The 18,257-nt window shown below is 64.3% G+C and carries 14 protein-coding genes; 4 read left to right on the top strand and 10 right to left on the bottom strand.

What is annotated here, in order from left to right:
* From pdeM to NCT04_RS03105, 4 genes are read right to left on the bottom strand one after another with little or no spacing between them, the layout of a single operon-like run.
* Positions 1 to 663, bottom strand: a complete 663-nt coding sequence (pdeM, locus tag NCT04_RS03090; RefSeq protein ID WP_244827191.1) for a ligase-associated DNA damage response endonuclease PdeM — start codon at positions 661 to 663, stop codon at positions 1 to 3.
* Positions 664 to 670: 7 nt separating this feature from the next.
* Complete coding sequence (locus NCT04_RS03095; protein WP_250463408.1) at positions 671 to 3,448, bottom strand: ligase-associated DNA damage response DEXH box helicase; 2,778 nt, start codon at positions 3,446 to 3,448, stop codon at positions 671 to 673.
* A 22-nt stretch (positions 3,449 to 3,470) separates the two neighbouring features.
* Entirely contained in the window at positions 3,471 to 5,126 is a 1,656-nt protein-coding gene (locus NCT04_RS03100) for an ATP-dependent DNA ligase (protein WP_250463411.1), read from the bottom strand.
* Complete coding sequence (locus NCT04_RS03105; RefSeq protein WP_284509306.1) at positions 5,123 to 6,220, bottom strand: ligase-associated DNA damage response exonuclease; 1,098 nt, start codon at positions 6,218 to 6,220, stop codon at positions 5,123 to 5,125. The genes NCT04_RS03100 and NCT04_RS03105 overlap by 4 nt, the downstream gene beginning before the upstream one ends.
* Before the next feature lie 171 nt (positions 6,221 to 6,391).
* Here NCT04_RS03105 and NCT04_RS03110 point away from each other — a divergent pair, with 171 nt between their 5' ends.
* Positions 6,392 to 6,889, top strand: coding sequence for a plasmid fertility inhibition factor family protein (locus tag NCT04_RS03110; protein ID WP_244827195.1), 498 nt, complete (start codon positions 6,392 to 6,394; stop codon positions 6,887 to 6,889).
* Positions 6,890 to 6,898: 9 nt separating this feature from the next.
* On the opposite strand, the gene NCT04_RS03115 is transcribed toward NCT04_RS03110, so the two are convergent.
* Entirely contained in the window at positions 6,899 to 7,918 is a 1,020-nt protein-coding gene (locus NCT04_RS03115; protein WP_250463414.1) for a 2-hydroxyacid dehydrogenase, read from the bottom strand.
* Positions 7,919 to 7,980: 62 nt separating this feature from the next.
* Positions 7,981 to 8,991: a LysR family transcriptional regulator gene (locus NCT04_RS03120; RefSeq protein ID WP_502800653.1), complete on the bottom strand. Its 1,011-nt coding sequence runs from the start codon at positions 8,989 to 8,991 to the stop codon at positions 7,981 to 7,983.
* Between the two features lie 480 nt (positions 8,992 to 9,471).
* On the opposite strand from NCT04_RS03120, the gene aspT (NCT04_RS03125) reads away from it, so the two are divergent.
* From aspT (NCT04_RS03125) to NCT04_RS03135, 3 genes are read left to right on the top strand one after another with little or no spacing between them, the layout of a single operon-like run.
* Complete coding sequence (aspT, locus tag NCT04_RS03125) at positions 9,472 to 11,154, top strand: aspartate-alanine antiporter (RefSeq protein ID WP_250463419.1); 1,683 nt, start codon at positions 9,472 to 9,474, stop codon at positions 11,152 to 11,154.
* 13 nt (positions 11,155 to 11,167) lie between these two features.
* The gene (gene aspT / locus NCT04_RS03130; RefSeq protein ID WP_250463421.1) at positions 11,168 to 12,865 is read left to right on the top strand and encodes an aspartate-alanine antiporter; all 1,698 of its coding nucleotides are present in this window, start codon (positions 11,168 to 11,170) and stop codon (positions 12,863 to 12,865) included.
* A gap of 57 nt (positions 12,866 to 12,922) precedes the next feature.
* On the top strand, positions 12,923 to 13,768 hold the full coding sequence (locus NCT04_RS03135; protein ID WP_250463424.1) for an aldo/keto reductase: 846 nt from the start codon (positions 12,923 to 12,925) through the stop codon (positions 13,766 to 13,768).
* 28 nt (positions 13,769 to 13,796) lie between these two features.
* Here NCT04_RS03135 and NCT04_RS03140 read toward each other — a convergent pair whose 3' ends face one another.
* The 4 genes from NCT04_RS03140 to NCT04_RS03155 all read right to left on the bottom strand — a co-directional run bounded on the left by NCT04_RS03140 (position 13,797) and on the right by NCT04_RS03155 (position 18,250).
* Positions 13,797 to 14,204 carry a hypothetical protein gene (locus NCT04_RS03140; RefSeq protein WP_250463427.1) on the bottom strand — a complete coding sequence of 136 codons (408 nt, stop codon included), beginning with the start codon at positions 14,202 to 14,204 and terminating at the stop codon, positions 13,797 to 13,799.
* 76 nt (positions 14,205 to 14,280) lie between these two features.
* Positions 14,281 to 16,368 carry an ABC transporter ATP-binding protein gene (locus tag NCT04_RS03145; RefSeq protein WP_250463430.1) on the bottom strand — a complete coding sequence of 696 codons (2,088 nt, stop codon included), beginning with the start codon at positions 16,366 to 16,368 and terminating at the stop codon, positions 14,281 to 14,283.
* Positions 16,365 to 17,222: an ABC transporter permease gene (locus tag NCT04_RS03150; RefSeq protein WP_250463432.1), complete on the bottom strand. Its 858-nt coding sequence runs from the start codon at positions 17,220 to 17,222 to the stop codon at positions 16,365 to 16,367. Before NCT04_RS03150 ends, NCT04_RS03145 begins: the two co-directional genes overlap by 4 nt.
* Positions 17,219 to 18,250, bottom strand: coding sequence for an ABC transporter permease (locus NCT04_RS03155; protein WP_250463435.1), 1,032 nt, complete (start codon positions 18,248 to 18,250; stop codon positions 17,219 to 17,221). Before NCT04_RS03155 ends, NCT04_RS03150 begins: the two co-directional genes overlap by 4 nt.
* Positions 18,251 to 18,257: the final 7 nt, after the last annotated feature.

Consider the following 18,257-nt stretch of genomic DNA (forward strand, 5'->3'; position numbering starts at 1 on the left):
TCAGTTGCGCACGTTGAAGACGCGTTCGCCCGCCACGACATAAACCGCTTCGCCGCGCACGTCGCCGTTGACCTCGAAACCGCCAGTGAACGCGCCGAACGCGGGCAGCACGCCCGAGCGTTGGCCGAAGCGAAAGCACGGCAGCCGCACGCTGTCGGCACGCGTCGCGAGCCGGTAAACAGGGTGTTCATGTCCGGCGAGCGCGTAGGCATCGTCCACGGTTTGCGGATGATGACAAAGCGCCCACGGTCCCAGCCGATACGGCTCCTTCACGAGTTCCACGCCGAACGCTTCGGGCAGCGCGCCCGCGTGCTTGTCGTGATTGCCTTCGACCAGCACGAGCCGCATTTGCCGATGCCGCATGCGCCACGCATGTAGCGCCGTAAGCGTTTCATCGGCATGCGACTCGCGCGCATGGAGCAGATCGCCGAGAAACACGATCGCTTCAGGTTTATGCGTGGCGACGAGCGTATCGAGCCGCATCAGGCTTTCCGCCGTCGTGCCGACTGGCACTGGAATGCCGCGCGCGCGAAACACGGCGTCCTTGCCGAAGTGGGCATCGGCGATGAAAAGCGTCATCAGAATGGGATCGAAGGCCGCGCGCTCCGCCGAAAGCAGGAGCGCGTGACCGTTCACATCGACCGTCAGTGCTTCAATTGCCATTTGCATCCTATGCTTGCGCTGCTTTTTCCAGATCGGCAAGCATACGCTCCACGCGGTCCGACAGCTTTTCGGTACTCACCTTTTCACGCAGACGCGCGATGATCAGCGGAAACGCAAAGGGCGTCGGCTTCTTCGGATGCGTGAGCGCGAGACGGCTTTCGCTCATGCGTTGCAGCGCGGCGCGGATGCGGCCGAGTTCGAGTTCCTGCAACATGACTTCTTGATCGGCTTGCGTGAGCAGCAGATTGCCGCTGTCGTGCTTGCGGAACACTTCGTAGAAAAGCCCGCTCGACGCCTGCAATTGCCGCGCGCTTTTCTGTTGCCCCGGATGCCCTTGATAAATCAGCCCCGACACGCGCGCAATTTCCCGGAAGCGCCGCGCCGACAATTCCGAGGCATTGAGGCTCGCGAGAATGTCGTGCTCGAGATTTTCCGCCGAGAAAAGCCCTTCCTCGATGAGCGTTTCCCAGTCGAACGGCCGCGCCGACAGCAGTTCGAAGCCGTAATCGTTCATCGAAATGGAAAAGGTGCTGGGCTGATCGCGCGCGACGCGCCAGCCGATGAGCGAGCCCAGGCCGATGTGCGCCATGCGCCCGGCGAATGGATAACAAAAGAAGTGATGTCCTTCGCGCGACCGCACGCTTTCGACGACCAGCACGCCCGGTCCCGGCAGCGCGGACCATTTCGCCTGCAAGTCGAGCAGCGGTTGCACGGCGCGCATTTCGGGTTCGTCGTAGATGCCGTCGTTGGCGCGCGCGAGCATGACGAGCGCGGCCTCCGAGAGTTCGGACGAGAGTGGCATCTTGCTGCCGGCCCATTGCGGCATCGCGCCGCGCGAGGAGGTCGCGCGTTTCACGTAGGCGGTCATGTCGCGCACGCGCACGAGTTCGAGCGCGCGGCCGCCGAAGGTGAAGACATCGCCCGGTTTCAGGCGCGAGATGAACGATTCTTCCATCGCGCCGATCCGTCCGCCCGTCATGTAGGCCACGCTGATGGTCGCATTGGCGACGATGGTCCCGACATTATTCCGATGCCTGCGCACGAGGTCCTCGCGCGGCACGCGATACACGCCGTCGTCGCCATGAACGACGCGGTGATAATCCGGATACGCCGAAAGCGAAGTGCCGCCGCGTTCGACGAAGGCGAGCGCCCAGTCGAATTCGGCCTGCGTGAGATCGCGATACGCATACGCCGTGCGTACTTCGTCGAACATGTCGGCGGGCGTGAAGCCGCCGCCTATCGCCACGGTCACGAGATGCTGCACGAGGACATCGAGCGGCTTGAGCGGCATGTCTCGTCCTTCGATACGCCGCTCGCCGATGGCCCAGCGCGCCGCGGCCGCCTCCACGAGTTCGAGCGCATGCGTCGGCACGATGGTCACGCGCGACACACGCCCCGGCGCGTGTCCCGAACGTCCGGCGCGCTGCATGAGACGCGCGACGCCTTTGGGCGAGCCGATCTGAAACACGCGATCCACCGGCAGAAAATCGACGCCGAGATCGAGACTCGACGTGCATACGACGGCTTTCAGTTGCCCGTTCTTCAGACCGAGTTCGACCCAGTCGCGCACTTCCTTGTCGAGCGAACCGTGATGCAGCGCGATGAGCCCGGCCCACTCCGGCTTCAACTCCAGAAGCGCGCGATACCAGATCTCGGATTGCGAGCGGGTATTGGTGAAGACGAGCGAGCTTTGCGCGTGCTCGATTTCATCGGCGACGGGTCCGACCTGGCGCACGCCGAGATGGCCGCCCCACGGAAAGCGCTCGATGGTCTCGGGAATCAGCGTGTCGACGACGAGCGTTTTCGGCTGCGCGCCGCGCACGATGACGCGTGGCGTGCGCACGGGATGCAGCAGCGCGTCGTGCGCGAGCGCGAGATTGCCGAGCGTGGCGGAGAGACCCCAGATCTGCACCTCGGGACGCCAGCGCGCGAGGCGGGCGAACGCGAGTTGCGTCTGCGTACCGCGTTTGTTGCCGAGCAGTTCATGCCATTCGTCGACCACGACGAGCCGCACGTGCGCGAGTTCTTCGCGCGCGTTGGCGCGCGTGAGCATGAGCGTGAGGCTTTCCGGCGTGGTGACGAGCGCGGAAGGCATGCGGCGGTTCTGACGCGAGCGTTCCGTGGATGACGTATCGCCCGTGCGCAGGCCGACGGTCCACGGCACCGAGAGCGCCGTCACCGCCGTTTGCAAGGCGCGGGCGGAATCGGCGGCGAGGGCGCGCATCGGCGTGATCCACAGCACGGTGAGCGGCGCGGGGAGGGGCGTTTTGTCGGTGATGGCGGCAACGCGGTCGGCGGTCTTTGCAGTGGATTGCGCGCTGTCCTCCGGGTCCGCAACAGCAAGCGCGCGGCTTTGCTCGTCGAGCCGGGAATTGCCAGCGGTCTTGCCTTTACGCTTCGCGCCCGCTTTGGGCTTCGGCGGTCCCGCGTACGCCGCAAGCGCCCCGAGCCACACGGCCCATGTTTTGCCCGCGCCCGTGGTCGCATGCAATAAGCCGCTCGCGCCTCGTTCGATCTCACGCCAGACTTCCCGCTGAAACTCGAACGGCTGCCAGCCGCGCGAATCGAACCAGCGCGTGATGCGTTCGTCCATCGGCTTCGCGGCTTCCTGCGCGTCGTATTCAAACGGCGCGGGTTTGAATAGCTCGGTGGCGGCATCGAGCTTGGCCTGCGCCGCCTGCGTGCGCGGCACGCGACGCGGACGCGGCGCACGGCGCCTGGAGCGCGCCGACGTGTCGGGCGTGTCGGGCGTATCGATACCGTCCGCATCGTCGAGTTCACTCATGCCGATGCTCCGCGCGAGCTTCTCATGCCACCGCCTCGTTCAAAAACCCCTTGAGCATGTCGAGCGTATCGGCGTCCTCGATAGTCTTGTCGGTCCGCCAGCGCAGCATGCGCGGAAAGCGCACCGCGATGCCCGATTTGTGGCGTGGACTCGCCTGAATGCCCTCGAAGCCGATCTCGAACACGAGCGTCGGCGTGACGCTGCGCACCGGACCGAATTTTTCGATGGTCGTCTTGCGCACGATTGCATCGACCTTGCGCATTTCCTCGTCGGTCAAGCCGGAATAGGCCTTGGCGAACGGCACCAGCGTGCGCACGCCGTCCGCTTCGTCCCAGACCGCGAAGGTGAAATCCGTGTAGAGGCTCGCGCGCCGGCCATGGCCGCGCTGGGCGTAGAGCAAGACGGCGTCGATGGCGTAGGGATCGATCTTCCACTTCCACCAGGTGCCCGACGCCTTGGTGCGGCCAACGCCATACATCGACATGCGCTCTTTCAGCATGAGCCCTTCGACACCGCGCGCGCGGCTTTCGCCGCGCAAGCCGGCGAGCGTCTCCCAATTGGGCGCCACCACGAGCGGCGACACGCGCAAGACATCCACCGCGAGCGATGCCGCCAGCGCATCCAGCTTCGCACGACGCGTTTCCAAAGGCTCGGTGCGCAGGTCGCGGCCATCGGCTTCGAGCAGATCGTAGGCGAGCATCGCGGCGGGAGAATCGGCGAGCACTTTCTTCGTCAGCGACTTGCGCGTGATGCGCGGCTGCAGACGCGCGAACGGCAGCGGTGCGTCCGCGCCCGGTTCCCACGCGAGAATCTCGCCGTCGATCACGGTGCCGTCGGGCAGTGCCGCGCCGAGCGCGGCAAGCTCCGGAAACCGCTCCGTGACGAGATCCTCGCCGCGCGACCAGATCCACACGCGGCCCGCGCGCTTGACGATCTGCGCGCGAATGCCGTCCCACTTCCATTCGGCGATCCAGTCCGATGGCGCGCCGAGCGTCGCCGGATCGATTTGCAACGGATGCGCGAGAAAGAAGGGAAACGGCAGGCCGATATCGCTTTCGTGCGGGGTATCGACGTCATCGCCTTCGGCTGTCGGCGCGATCAGCCGAAGATAACGCGCCGCGCTCGGGCTTTGGCGCGAGTCGGTCCAGCCGACCATGCGTTGCGCGATGCGCTTGTGATCGACGCCCGCCACTTGCGCGAGCGCGCGCACGACGAGTTGCCGCGCGACGCCCACACGAAAACCGCCGCCGATCAGCTTGGTGAGCAGGAAGCGCTCGCCCCAGTTGAGCTCGTCCCAGTAACCGAGCAGCCGCTCGCGCAACTCCGCCGGCGACACGCCACGCAAGGTCAGCACGTGCTCCTCGATCCATTGAGCAAGCCCGAGTTCCGATTCGCGCGAGGCGGGCGGGAGCACGTGTGCAATCGTCTCCGCGAGATCGCCGACGGCCTGATACGACTCCTCGAAGAGCCAATCCGGCAGACCCGCGCGTTCGCGGGCGAGTTCGGTCAAAAGGCGCGTCGGCACCGACTGGCGCGGCTTGCCGCCTGCAAGGAAGTACGACGCCCACGCCGCGTCTTCGGCCGCGGCGCCCGAGAAGTAGGCGATCAGCGCTTCGAGCTTCTCGTTCGTCGATGTGGTGGCGTCGAGCGCCGTATAAAGCGTCGCGAAGCGTTTCATTGCGGCGCCGTCTCGGCTGACGCGTCGGTCGCGGCTGGCGCAGAGACTTCGGCGGGCGCATCGGCGGCATCGGCTTCGATGGCGTCGTCGCCGTATTCGGTCGTGAACGCGCCTGCTTCGAGACCTTGCTCGGTGAGCCAGCGCACCATCGGCTCGATCTGTCCGTGCGTGACGATCACGCGTTCCGCGCCCGTCGCGCCTATCGCGAGTTGCAGGCCCGGCCAGTCCGCATGGTCGGACAACACGAAGCCGCGGTCCACGCCCTTGCGCCGCCGCGTGCCGCGCAGACGCATCCAGCCGGACGCGAAGGCATCGCTGTAATCGCCGAAGCGGCGCATCCACGTGCTGCCTTGCGCGGATGGTGGCGCGACGATCAGCGCGCCCTTGAACTCGGCCTTGTCGCGCGCGGCGATTTCACTGACGAGGCGCGTCGGCGGCAGGTCGACACCCGCATCGCGATAGGCGCGATTCAGCGGCTCGACCGCGCCATGACAGAAGATCGGCCCGATGCTCCTGTCGATGCCCGCGAGCACATGCTGCGCCTTGCCGAACGAATAGCAGAAGAGCACGGAAGCGCGGCCTTCGGCGGCGTTATGCCGCCACCATGCATCGACGCCATCGAACACGGCCTTGGACGGTTCCCATCGATAGATCGGCAAGCCGAAGGTCGATTCCGTGATGAAGGTATCGCAGCGCACGGGCTCGAAGGGCGCGCAAGTCGGATCGGGCTCGACCTTGTAGTCGCCGGATGCGACCCACACGCGGCCGCCGTGCTCCACGCGCACTTGCGCCGAGCCGAGCACATGTCCGGCGGGATGCAGCGAGACCGTCACGCCATTCACGTCGATTCTCTCGCCATAAGGCAGACCTTGAACGTCGATGCCCGGAAGGCGCGACTGCAACACGCCCAGCCCCGCTTCGGCGGTGAGATAGTGCGCATGTCCGAAGCGTGCGTGGTCCGCATGCGCGTGCGTGATCACGGCGCGTTCGACCGGTCGCCACGGGTCGATATAGAAGCCGCCCGGCGGGCAAAACAGCCCTTCGGGCCGCGCGACGATCAGGTCGGAAGAGGTGTCCACGAGACGTTGAGGCATGCAGCTTGCCAATAGTGTTCGATTCCGACCACAAAAGCACGCCACGTGCCCGTCATGGTGCTTTCACGATTAACCGCTAGGGTGTAAAAGTTTAACTGACTCATCTATCGCCGCTTCATCTCGCGATACGCGCGCACGGGGCGCGCGCCGCTCGTCTTTTTGGTGCCGAACATGGATACGATCGTAGCGCCGACCGCCGCAGAAGCGGTCTGGATCGTCAGGCTGCAAGGCCATCCTCAGTACGACTTCGTGCGCCTGAAACGGGTCTTCAACGACCCGGGTTCCCGCCATCAGGTCGTACTCGTCGATGTCAGGAAACTGCTCGAATGCGCCAATCGCGACGACACCGACTACGTGCTCAAGGCCGTCACCGACTGGCACGCGGGCAAGGTACGCGGTATCCGCGAGTTTCTCGACCCGGACAATCCGCGTGTGCCGGAGATGCCTTACGTGACCATCAGCGTGCGCCGCTCGTCGGGTTTTCTCGGCTTGCTGGGCGTGCATCGTGAGGGTGTGATCGCGTTTCGCAACGGGCAGCATCGCGCGCGCTATCTGGCTCATGCGGGCGCGCTTTGCATGCCGGTGGAAGTGCACGAGCGCGAAGCGGCCATGCTGCTTGCCATGTGCGCCGCGCCCGGCGAAGCGAGCGCGGAATACGGCGATATGTGATTGCGCCGGTCAGGCGGCGGGGGCATCGACCAGATTACGCGGCGTGCCGTTCGCCCATGCGATGAGGTTGCCGAGCGTGGTCGATGCAATCTCGATCAACGCCTCGCGCGTAAAAAACGCCTGATGCGCGGTAATGATGACGTTCGGAAACGTGAGCAGACGCGCGAGCACGTCGTCCTGAAGCAAGTGGTCCGAATGGTCTTCGAAGAAAAGACCGCCTTCTTCCTCGTAGACATCCAGTCCGAGATGCCCTAACTGGCCGCTCTTCAACGCGCCGATCAACGCATTGCTTTCCACGAGCCCGCCGCGTCCGGTATTGATGAGCATGGCGCCGCGCTTCATGCTTGCGAGCGCGGGTTCGTCGATCATGTGATAGGTCGCGGGCAGGAGCGGACAGTGCAGCGAGACGACATCGGAGTTCGCGAGCAGTTCGTCCAGGGCGACATAGCGCGCGCCGCGTTCGAGCAGGTCCGTGGCGGGCGGTCCTGGATCGTAGGCGAGCACCTGCATGCCGAAGCCCGCCATGATCTTGCCGAACGTGCGCCCGATGATACCCGTGCCGACCACGCCGACGGTCTTGCCATACAGATCGAAGCCGAGCAGGCCGTTGAGCGAGAAATCGCCTTCGCGCGTGCGCGCCACCGCGCGATGCAGCCGGCGATTGAGCGTGAGGATCATGCCGGCCGCGTGTTCCGCCACCGCATGCGGCGAATACGCGGGAACGCGCGTGACGGCGATGCCAAGGCGCTTAGCCGCATGCAGATCGACATGATTGAAGCCCGCCGAGCGCAATGCGACCAGACGCGTGCCGCCTGCGTGGAGCTTTTCGAGTACGGCGGCGTCGACGAGATCGTTGACGAACGGGCAGACGGCCGTGAAACCTTGCGCAAGGATGGCCGTCTGCGCGTCGAGATGAGCTTCGCGAAAATCGAGCTCGACGCCGAACGATTCGTTAGCCTGACAAAACGTATCGGCGTCGTACTGACGGCTGCTAAAGAGAATGAGGCGATGGGAATGGGCGCTCGACATGTTTCGTCACAGGCAAGAATCGACGCGTACCGGCCTGTGAGATAAGCCGCACGCCTTTGGGGTCAGTGGTGGGTCGCCGAGGTGACGGCAGGCGTCACGCCTGCGCCCGGTGCGGGTTTGAAGGCGGGGGGCGTCGGCCGATAGATTTCATCTGGCTTGGACGATGCCGAGGTCACTTCCTGAATGAGCCTTTCAAGCGCGTAGTCGATGAAAAAGCGCGTCTTGGCAGGCAGATATTGACGTCCCGGATAGACGATCGACACTTTCATCTCCGGGTCGTCGATGGTGTACTCGGGCAAGAGCCGCACGAGCGTGCCGTCTGCGATATCCCGGTTGACGATGCCTTCGGGCAGGATCGAAAAGCCCATGTCACGCATCGTCGCAAGGCGCACCATCAGCGCACTGTTGACCGAGTAGACGGGAGCGAGGGCAACTTGGTCCGCTGCTCCATGGCGGTGCCGAAAATGCCACGAAGAGCTTCGTATCTCGCTGGGTAGCCCAACGGACGGCATGGACTGTAGATCGGTTGGCGTGGCGGGCGTGCCGTGTTCAGCGAGATACGCGGGCGTGGCAACGGGCACGAGCGCGTTATTGCCGACGGGACGTTCCACGAGCGCGGTGCTCGACACCATGAACGCGGTGACGATTCCCACGTCATAGCCGTCTTCGACGAGATCGACGTGACGTTCGGCGAGCGTCAGGCGCACATTGACTTTCGGATAAAGCTTTCTGAATCCGTCGATTAACGGAGTAAGGGTTAGGAGTGAAAGCGCGCTCGATGCCACCACGCGCAAAGTGCCGCTAGGTTCGCCTTCGGTATGGGTAACTGCCGACTCAAGATGATCCAATTCTTCCAGCAGAGCCCGACAGCCTTCGAGATAGCGTGTGCCGGCTTCCGTGAGAGAAAGATTTCGCGTGGTCCGGTTAATCAAACGCGTTCGCAAATGCGCTTCGAGCATGGCAATTGCCCGTGTCACCAAGGCATTTGAGACGTCTAGTTGCTGGGCGGCTCGTCTGAAGCTTTCGGTATCGGCTACCCGAACGAAAACTCGCATTGCATGGATCTGATTCATTGTGCAGCCCTCAGGTTGTACAGCGATGGAGTGAGTTAGGCGCATCCAAAAATACGGCCGTTCACTTTTGTTGACCCTCGTTTTGTTCTTTAAACGGATAATATTGACAGGACGAAAGAAATGCAATATTTAATTTTTTAAGGTAAATAGAGTAATTGCGCACGTGACGGGTTTTATTTCGGTTTTTCGTAGATGCACGGACTTGATGGTTGATTTTTATACGAATCTGCTCCTGAAGGTGCGATATCGCACGGAACCGCGCTTATGCTTGCCAGCAAAGCCATAACGAAGTCGTATGAAGTATTGTGTGGATACTAAAAAGCAGCATTTTAATTAACCGTGAGATTAGTAGCGGGTTTATGTTAGGAAACGTATCTCCGCTTTGCTGAATTGGATAAAATCCAATCGGGATTTTCCCGGCTTGAGAGCTAATAAATAAGCCCGAGGTTTTGTCGACAATCAACCGGATCTACACCAACCATGCTGTGGACTCTGTTAAAGGCGCAACCGGAAATAGCTCTCTTCGCGAGTCTCGCGATCGGTTTTTTTATTGGGTCTTTCAAACTCGGGCCGATTCAGCTGGGCGGCGTTTGCGGCACGCTCATCGTCGCATTGATTCTCGGGCAAAGCGGCGCGCGAATTTCCTCCGATCTGAAGAATATCGCTTTTGCGCTGTTTATCTTTGCGCTCGGATTCACGGGCGGCCCGCAGTTTTTCGCGAATGTCGGACGCGGCTGGCGCTACGGCATCCTCTCACTCGTGGAAGTCGTGGTGGTGGTGGCGCTCGTGCTCCTGAGCGTGCGTCTGCTCAGGCTCGATCCAGGCACGGCGGCGGGACTTCTGGCCGGCGGCGCCACCGAATCGGCCGTGATCGGCACGGCGTCCGAGGCCATCGGGCGGCTTGGGCTTCCGGCCGCGGAAATCGCGCGCTTGCAGGCGAATATCGTGACCGCGTACAGCGTGAGCTACCTGTTCGGGCTCGTCACGATCGTGCTCTTTTCGAGCCAGTTCGCGCCGCTCATCCTGCGCGTTAATCTGCGCGATGAAGCCGAGCGCGTGTGGCGCAAGCTCGGTGGCGACGGCGCGCTGTCCGAAGGGCAGACGCTTGCCGCGCCGCCTCTCGCCGGACGCGAACTGAAAGTGACGGCGGGCGCGGGCCAGTCCATCGGCGATCTTGAAAAGCGCTTCGGCAACAACATCAGCGTGCAGCGCGTGTTGCGCGACCGCTCGGTCATCAAGGCGCAGCCGTCGGTCATCCTGAAGGCGAACGACCGCGTGATGGTCGGCGGCCGCCGCGAGGCGATCGTCGAGGCACTGCCCGCCATCGGCGAGGAAGTGTTCGGCGGCGGCGTCTCGGATGTCTACGTCGAGAAAGTCGATGTCATGCTCACAGCGCGCGCGCTGCACGGCCTCACGCTTGCCCAGGCGCGCGCCCGCGCCGCGCCGGGCGAAGGGCGCGGCGTCTTCGTCGCGGCCGTGACCCGACTGGACAGCACCATTCCCGCGTTGCCCGGCACGCAACTGCATCGCGGCGATGTGCTGACGCTCGTCGGCAACAAGGAAGATGTCGCGCGCGGCGCGTCGAAGCTCGGCTACATCATCCGCGCGACCCAAAAAACCGACTTCGTGTATCTCGGGCTCGGCGTGATCGCGGGCATCGCGATCGGGCGGTTTTCGGCGCGTGTCGGCGGCATCGACATCACGCTCGGCACGGGCGGCGGTTGTCTTCTCGCGGGTCTTCTGTTCGGCTGGATTCGTTCGCGCTATCCGGTGATCGGCTCGTTGCCATCCGCCGCCGCGCAGATTCTCAAGGACTTCGGGCTGTGCACCTTCATCGCGGCGGTGGGCTTGTCGGCGGGCGCGGACGCGCTGCGGCTGATTCGCGAATTCGGTGTCGCGCTGCCGCTTGCGGGCATCGTCATCACGCTGGGGCCCGCGCTCGCGTCGCTTTTTATCGGCAGGATGCTGCTCAAGCTCGAAGTGCCGATGCTGCTCGGCGCGATCGCCGGCCAGCAGTGCAGCACGCCCGCCATCAGCGCGCTCGTCGGCGTGACGGGCAACGCGACGCCCGTGATCGGCTACACCATCACCTATGCGATCTCGAACGTGCTGCTGCCGCTGCTCGGGCCGCTCGTCGTCGGGCTGGCAAGCAAGCTCGGCTGAAGGGGACATCGACATGGAATGGCTGCACCTCGTCTTTCAGAAGTCGCCCGAAACGGCGCTCTTTCTTTCGCTCGCGGCGGGTTATCTCATCGGCCAGATCAACTTCGGCAAGTTCCAGCTGGGCGGCGTGGGCGGCTCGCTGCTCGCGGCAGTGGCGATCAGCCAGATCGGCGTGCAAATCGACAATGGCGTGAAGGCGGTGATGTTCGCCGTGTTCATCTATGCGGTCGGCTACGACTCCGGGCCGCAGTTCTTCAATTCGCTCAATCGCAAGACGCTGCGCGAAATCGCGATGGCCGTGTTTCTGGCCGTCTCCGCGCTCGTCACGGTGATCGTCTGCGCGAAGGTCTTCGGACTGAACAAGGGACTCGCGGCCGGACTCGCGGGCGGGGCGCTGACGCAATCGGCGATCATCGGCACGGCGGGCGACGCCATCGCGCGGCTCGGCTTGCCGGCCGCCGAAGCGAAGGCGCTCCAGTCCGATGTCGCCATTGCCTATGCCGTGACTTACGTCTTCGGCTCGCTCGGCGCGATCATCGTCTGCGTGAACATTCTGCCGAAGTTCATGGGACAGAGCCTGAAGGAAGCATCCGTCGATGCCGAGCGGCAGCTTGCGGGCGGCGGCGCATCCGGGCCCGCGGCGGGCCAGGTTTCCGCGTTGCCCGCGCTCGTCGGGCGGGCGTTTCGCGTGACGGCGGCAAGCGGCGCGGCGGGCCGCACGGTGGCCGACCTCGAAATGGCCGAAGCGGACATGATCACCATCGAGCGCATCCGGCGCGGCGGCAAGGCGCTCGAAGCGCGCCCCGACGTCATGCTCGCGGCAGGCGATATCGTGCTCGTCGTCGGACGGCGCGAAGTAATGGTGAGCGCGGCGGCGGAACTCGGCGAGGAAGTCGCGGACACCGACGGCATCAGCGTCGTCATGCAGAAGCGTCAGGGCGTGTTCACCAAGCGCGGCATGAACCACACGACGATCGCCGCGCTGCGCGCGACCGTGGATCGCGACATGCGGCACGGCGTCTATATCCAGGAGATTTCGCGCGCCGGTTTGCCTATGCCCGTGTTGCCGGAGACGCGCCTCGAACATGGCGATGTGATCACCGTCTACGGTTCGCCGCAAGACACGAAGCGCGCCGTCGATGCCGCCGGTTACGAGCTTCCCTTTACCGACAAGACCGACTTCATCTACATGGGCGTGGGTATCGTGCTGGGACTGCTGATCGGGCTGATCGTGGTGCGCGTGGGCGGCATACCGATCACGCTCGGCTCGGGCGGCGGCTGTCTGCTCACGGGCCTTCTGTTCGGCTGGATGCGCGGCAAGCATCCGATGTATGGCGTCATGCCGCCCGCCGCATCGCAATTGCTGAAGGACTTCGGGCTGGCTGCGTTCGTCGCGGTGGTCGGCCTGAACTCGGGCTTGCAGGCGGTCGTGACGGTGAAGCAAAGCGGCGTGACCATCTTTCTGCTCGGCGTATTCGTCACGCTGTTTCCGCTTCTTCTCACGATGCTGTTCGGCCGATATGTCCTGCGCTACGACAACGCGGCGGTTTTCGCGGGCGCGCTGTCGGGGTCGCGCAGTGCGAATCCGGCGTTCGGCGGCGTGCTCGACAAGGCGGAAAGCCCGGTGCCGACGGCTGCGTTCGCCGTCACCTACGCGCTTGCGAACGTGCTCCTGACCTTGCTCGGGCCGCTCGTCGTCGGACTGGTCTAGCGAAGACCTGGAGTGCTCCTTGCGACATAATCGGCCTTCAGCACAAGGAGGCTTTCCATGGCGAACACACTGCCAACCGTCACGTTGCCGAACGGCGAAACCGTTCCGAAGCTCGGCCAGGGAACCTGGGAGATGGGCGAACGCCCGAACACCCGCAAGACCGAGATCGCCGCATTGCGCGAGGGCGTGGAACTCGGCATGACGCTCATCGATACCGCCGAAATGTACGGCGATGGCGAAAGCGAAAAGCTGATCGCCGAAGCGCTCGGCGACCGGCGCGAGGACTTGTTCATCGTCAGCAAGGTGTATCCGCATAACGGCAATGAACGCGGCGTGCAGAGCGCGTGCGAGCGCAGCCTGAAGCGGCTGGCGACGGACCGCATCGATCTTTACTTGCTGCACTGGCGCGGCGGCGAGGATCTGGAAGGCGTGATCGCGGGCTTCGAAAAGCTCAGGCGCCATGGCAAGATTCGCCACTGGGGCGTGAGCAACTTCGACACCGACGACATGGAAGAACTTTTTTCGCTCGATCACGGCGATGCCTGCGCAACCGATCAGATTCTCTATAACGTCGCGCGACGTGGACCCGAATTCGACCTGCTGCCGTGGTTGCGCGAGCGCCGCATTCCGGCGATGGCGTATAGCCCCGTCGATCATGCGCGTCTACCGAGGGGCGGGGCGCTGGAGAAGATCGCGGCGGCGCGCGGCGTATCGGCGTTTCAGGTCGCGCTCGCGTGGGTGCTGCAACAGCCGCAAGTCTTCGCGATTCCTAAAGCCGCGGATATTGTGCATATCCGCGAGAATCGCGCGGCGCTCGACCTTGCGTTGTCGGCGGATGAACTGGCGGATATCGATCAGCAGTTCAAGCCGCCAAAAGCGAAGCGCGGGTTGGAGATGCTTTGAGCGGGCTCAAGTGCAAAGCACGTGCAAGTCACGTGCAAGCGTGATGCAAATGCACCGACCCCAGCACCGCCACTTCAGCCGGCGTGCGCTTGAGATCGGCTTCGTTCACCTGTTTCGCATCGGCGAGAAAGTCATCGACGATCGATGACACCGACGTATCCGTCAGGCACAGCGACACGCGCTTGGTGTCGCCATCCTGCAGCGACGCGCGTTGCGACAGGAACAGCACGCCGTACTGATAACCCCGCACGATGCCGCGCACGGCGCCCACGCACTGACCTTGCGCGGTGTTGTCGCCCTTCTGGGCGCATTGCTGCGCGAGCGAATAAGCAGTGAAGCTCTGGTCGATGGCGGCAGGCGCCGCCGTCTGCGCGTGAGCGGCGGCCGAACCGAATGCACAAGCTGCGGCGAGAGCGAGCGAGAGAGTGGGTTTCATCGATTGAATCCTCGTTGTTTTGAGAGTGAACCGATGAGAGGCGCAAACACGCACTTTGGTTCCGGACGCGCGGCGCTTAAGTCACCTTTTCGGGACTTTGCAGCGCGCGCAGCTCCTCGACCGGAATATGACAGTGAATGGCATGACCGTGCCCCGCATCGCGGCAAGGCGGAGCCTTGCGTTCGCAGATGTCGCCGATCTTGCGCGGACAGCGCGTGTGGAACACGCATCCCGAAGGCGGATTCGCCGCGCTCGGCAACTCGCCCGACAAGCGAATGCGCTCGTTTTGCACGGGCGCGCTTTCGAGCGCGGGCACCGACGAGAGCAGTGCTTCGGTGTACGGATGCTGCGGCCCCGTAAAGACATCCGCCGCGCGGCCGATCTCCATGATGCGCCCGAGATACAGCACCGCAATCCGATCCGACAAATAGCGCACGACGTGCAGATCGTGCGAGATGAACACGTAGCTCACGCGCCGTTCGCGCTGCAAGTCCGCCAGCAGATTGAGGATGGCGGCCTGCACGGAGACATCGAGCGCGGAAGTCGGCTCGTCGCAGACGACGACGCGCGGATCGCCCGCAAAAGCACGCGCGATCGCCACGCGTTGCTTCAACCCGCCCGACAACTGGCGCGTGCGCGAGCCGAGATAGCGCTCCGGCAGACGCACGGCTTCGGTCAGCGATTGCAGGCGCTTTTCCTTCGCTTCGCCACGCAGCGACGCGAGTTTCGACAGCGAACGCGCAATCAGCCGGCGCACCGAATGCGCGCGATTGAGCGCCGAATCCGGGTTCTGGAACACGATCTGCAGCGACTTCACCTGCTCGTCGCTGCGCCGCGTGACGCGTTCGGGCAGATGCTGGCCGTCGAGTTCGAGCGTCGCGCCCTTGTCCGGCGAGACGAGGCCCAGCAGCAGCTTGGCGAGCGTGGTCTTGCCGCTGCCCGATTCGCCGACGAGTCCGAGCGTTTCGCCTTGCACGAGGTCGAGCGAGACATCGTGAACGGCGCGCACTTCTTCATCGCCGACATGGAAGGTTTTGGACAGGTTGCGTGCGGTGAGCGCGAGCGTCGGTTGCGCTCGATGATCGAGTGGAGGCGCGGCGGGCGTTTCGTCGGTCGAACGCGGCAGCGTTTCCGCGCGTTCGTGATAGTGACAGCGCGCCATCTGATCGCCGTGCGCCGCACTCATCCGATACGGCGGCGGCGCTTCCTTGAGACACCGTTCGTCGGCGAGCTTGCAGCGCGCGGCGAAGATGCACCCTTGCGTCACCGATCCCGGCAGCGGCAACGAACCGGGAATGGTGTCGAGCCGGCCGTTTTCCTTGCTGCGGCCACTCGTCGGCAGACAGCGCAATAGGCCCACGGTGTATGGATGGCGCGGCTTTGCGAAGACATCGGCGGTTGCGCCTTCCTCGACGAGCTTGCCCGCATACAGCACGCCGACGCGCTCGCACATGCGCCCGATCACCGCGAGATTGTGGCTGATGAACAGCACGGCGGTGCCGAGTTCCTCACGCAATTGCGCAATGAGATCGAGCACTTCGGCTTCGACGGTGGCATCGAGACCGGTGGTGGGTTCATCGAGAATCAGCAGTTCGGGATTGCAGGCAAGCGCCATGGCGATCACCACGCGCTGCTGCATGCCGCCCGACAGTTGATGCGGGTAACTTTCCATCACCCGTTCGGGCGATGCAATACGCACACGCCGCAGCATCTCCACCGTGCGCTCGAGCGCATCGCTTTCAGAAGCGCCCGAAGCCTCGAAGGCTTCGGACACTTGCCGCGCGACGGTCAGCGACGGATTCAACGCGCGCCCCGGGTCCTGATAGACCATGGAGACGGCATCGGCGCGCATTTCGCGCAGGGCGTCGGCGGACAGCGCGGAGACATCGCGCCCGGCTATCGAGATGCGGCCTGACTTTACGCGGCCGTTCTTCGGCAAGTAGCGCAGCACCGCGAGCGCCGCCGTCGACTTGCCGCAGCCGGATTCGCCGACGAGTCCGTACGCTTCGCCACGCCGCACGCGCAAGGAGACGTCCTGCAGCACTTCGCGCTCGCGTCCGCGCGAACGGTAGGCCACCGTCAGTCCGACGATGGTGAGCGCGTCCGTCGCTTCGCCCTTGGCGGCGCCGAACGTGGGAAATGCCGATGGCGGCGGTCCGTTCATCGGTCGAGCACTCCTTGCACGGCATCCGCGACGAGGTTGACAGCGACGACGAGCGAGGCAATGGCGGCGGCATCGAACACGACCGTCCACCACGCGCCGCCCGCCATCAGCGTATAGCTTTCGGACAACGCGAGTCCCCAGTCGGCGGACGGCGGCTGAATGCCAAATCCCAGGAACGATAGCGTCGCGACCGCGAAGATCGCGTAGCCGAGCCGCACGGTGGCTTCGACGATGATCGGCGGCAGCACGTTCGGCAGAATCTCCGCGAACATGATGTAAAGCGCGTTCTCGCCGCGCAACTGCGCCGCCATCACGTAGTCGAGATGGCGTTCGCCCAGCACGGCGGCGCGTACCGTGCGCGCGGTGATCGGCGCGAAGGTCAGGCCGATCACGATGATCACCGTCGTGTTGCTCGCGCCCACCGCGGCCAGCGCCAGCAGCGCGACGATGACGAGCGGCAGCGCGAGAAGAGCGTCGATAGCGCGGCCGACGACGGCATCGACCCAGCCGTCGAAGTAGCCGACCACGAGGCCGATGGCCGTGCCCGCAGCCGTGCCGATGAGTGTCGCGAGCGGCGCGATGGTGAGAATGTCGCGCGACCCGACGATCACGCGCGCGAACACGTCGCGGCCGAGCTGATCGGTGCCGAACCAGTGATCGCCGGAAGGCGGCGCGAGCGAGTTCAAGGGATCGGAAGCGTAGGGATCGATCGGCACGGCATGCTGACCGAACAAGGCGCACAGCACCCAGAAGAGCAGGATCGACACGCCGACGACGAAGGTCGCCGAGCGCGACAGCGCGAAAAGCGCCTCGAAGCGCTTCGGTTTGACGGGGGCGAGGGCTTGCGTGCTCATCGCCCGTCTCCCGACGAATCCGCCGTGCGCAGACGCGGATTCAGCACGACGTAAAGCGCATCCGCGATCAGATTCGCCGCCGTGTAGATCACGCCGATGCTGAGTACGCCTGCTTCGAGCATCGGGAAGTCCTTGGCCTTCGCCGCGTTGTAGATCAGCGAGCCGATGCCCTGATAGTGGAAGAGCGTCTCCACGACGACCAGCCCGCCGATCATGTAGCCGAGCTGCGTCGCGGCAACCGTCACGGTTGGCAGAAGCGCATTGCGCAGCACGTGCCGCCAGATCACGATACGGCGCGGCAAGCCCTTGAGGACCGCGGTGCGCGTGTAGTCGGCATCGAGCGCTTCGACGGTGCCCGCGCGCGCCATCCGCGCGATATAGCCGAAGAACACGAAGACGAGTGGCAGCACCGGCAAAATCAGATGCTGCAATTGCGTGAGAATGCCGGCATCGGCGCTGACGCTTGCTTCTATTGGCAGCCATTGCAGCCACACGCCGAAGATGAGGATCAGCACGATGGACGAGACGAATTCCGGCACGACCGTCAACGTGAGTCCGCCAATGCTGATAATCCGGTCGATCCAGCGCCCCGCGTGCAGCGCCGCATACACGCCGCCTGCAATGCCGAGCGGCACCACGACGATGAACGCCAGCGCGCCGAGCTTCGCCGAATTCCACAGCGCCTCGCCGATAAACGGTGCAACCGGCGCGCGAAACGCATACGACTCGCCCATGTCGCCGCGCAGGAAATGCGTGATCCACGCCGAATATTGCGTGAGAAGCGGCCGGTCCACGCCGAGCTGATGATTCAGCGCGGCGACAGCGCGCGCATCCGCGAGCGGGCCGAGAATGGCGCGGCCGACATCGCCCGGCAGCAACTGGCCGCCGGCGAAGATGATCATCGACAAGAGCCAGAGTGTGACGAGCGCGAGCAGCACGCGCACGCCGACGAAGCGCAACACGCGGCGTGCTTTCGCGCCGCCGTTGCGCGCCGGCCCGATGCGGGTCGAGGGCGTGATCGTGCTCATCCTCGCG

Source organism: Caballeronia sp. GAFFF2 (assembly GCF_023631485.1).
Taxonomy (GTDB): Bacteria; Pseudomonadota; Gammaproteobacteria; order Burkholderiales; family Burkholderiaceae; genus Caballeronia.

Excerpts from the sequence above, each read along its gene's own strand:
- pdeM (WP_244827191.1), bottom strand. The coding sequence starts at position 663 with ATGGCAATTGAAGCACTGACGGTCGATGTGAACGGTCACGCGCTCCTG.
- NCT04_RS03095 (WP_250463408.1), bottom strand. The coding sequence starts at position 3,448 with ATGAGTGAACTCGACGATGCGGACGGTATCGATACGCCCGACACGCCC.
- NCT04_RS03100 (WP_250463411.1), bottom strand. The coding sequence starts at position 5,126 with ATGAAACGCTTCGCGACGCTTTATACGGCGCTCGACGCCACCACATCG.
- NCT04_RS03105 (WP_284509306.1), bottom strand. The coding sequence starts at position 6,220 with ATGCCTCAACGTCTCGTGGACACCTCTTCCGACCTGATCGTCGCGCGG.
- NCT04_RS03110 (WP_244827195.1), top strand. The coding sequence starts at position 6,392 with ATGGATACGATCGTAGCGCCGACCGCCGCAGAAGCGGTCTGGATCGTC.
- NCT04_RS03115 (WP_250463414.1), bottom strand. The coding sequence starts at position 7,918 with ATGTCGAGCGCCCATTCCCATCGCCTCATTCTCTTTAGCAGCCGTCAG.
- NCT04_RS03120 (WP_502800653.1), bottom strand. The coding sequence starts at position 8,991 with ATGAATCAGATCCATGCAATGCGAGTTTTCGTTCGGGTAGCCGATACC.
- aspT (WP_250463419.1), top strand. The coding sequence starts at position 9,472 with ATGCTGTGGACTCTGTTAAAGGCGCAACCGGAAATAGCTCTCTTCGCG.
- aspT (WP_250463421.1), top strand. The coding sequence starts at position 11,168 with ATGGAATGGCTGCACCTCGTCTTTCAGAAGTCGCCCGAAACGGCGCTC.
- NCT04_RS03135 (WP_250463424.1), top strand. The coding sequence starts at position 12,923 with ATGGCGAACACACTGCCAACCGTCACGTTGCCGAACGGCGAAACCGTT.
- NCT04_RS03140 (WP_250463427.1), bottom strand. The coding sequence starts at position 14,204 with ATGAAACCCACTCTCTCGCTCGCTCTCGCCGCAGCTTGTGCATTCGGT.
- NCT04_RS03145 (WP_250463430.1), bottom strand. The coding sequence starts at position 16,368 with ATGAACGGACCGCCGCCATCGGCATTTCCCACGTTCGGCGCCGCCAAG.
- NCT04_RS03150 (WP_250463432.1), bottom strand. The coding sequence starts at position 17,222 with ATGAGCACGCAAGCCCTCGCCCCCGTCAAACCGAAGCGCTTCGAGGCG.
- NCT04_RS03155 (WP_250463435.1), bottom strand. The coding sequence starts at position 18,250 with ATGAGCACGATCACGCCCTCGACCCGCATCGGGCCGGCGCGCAACGGC.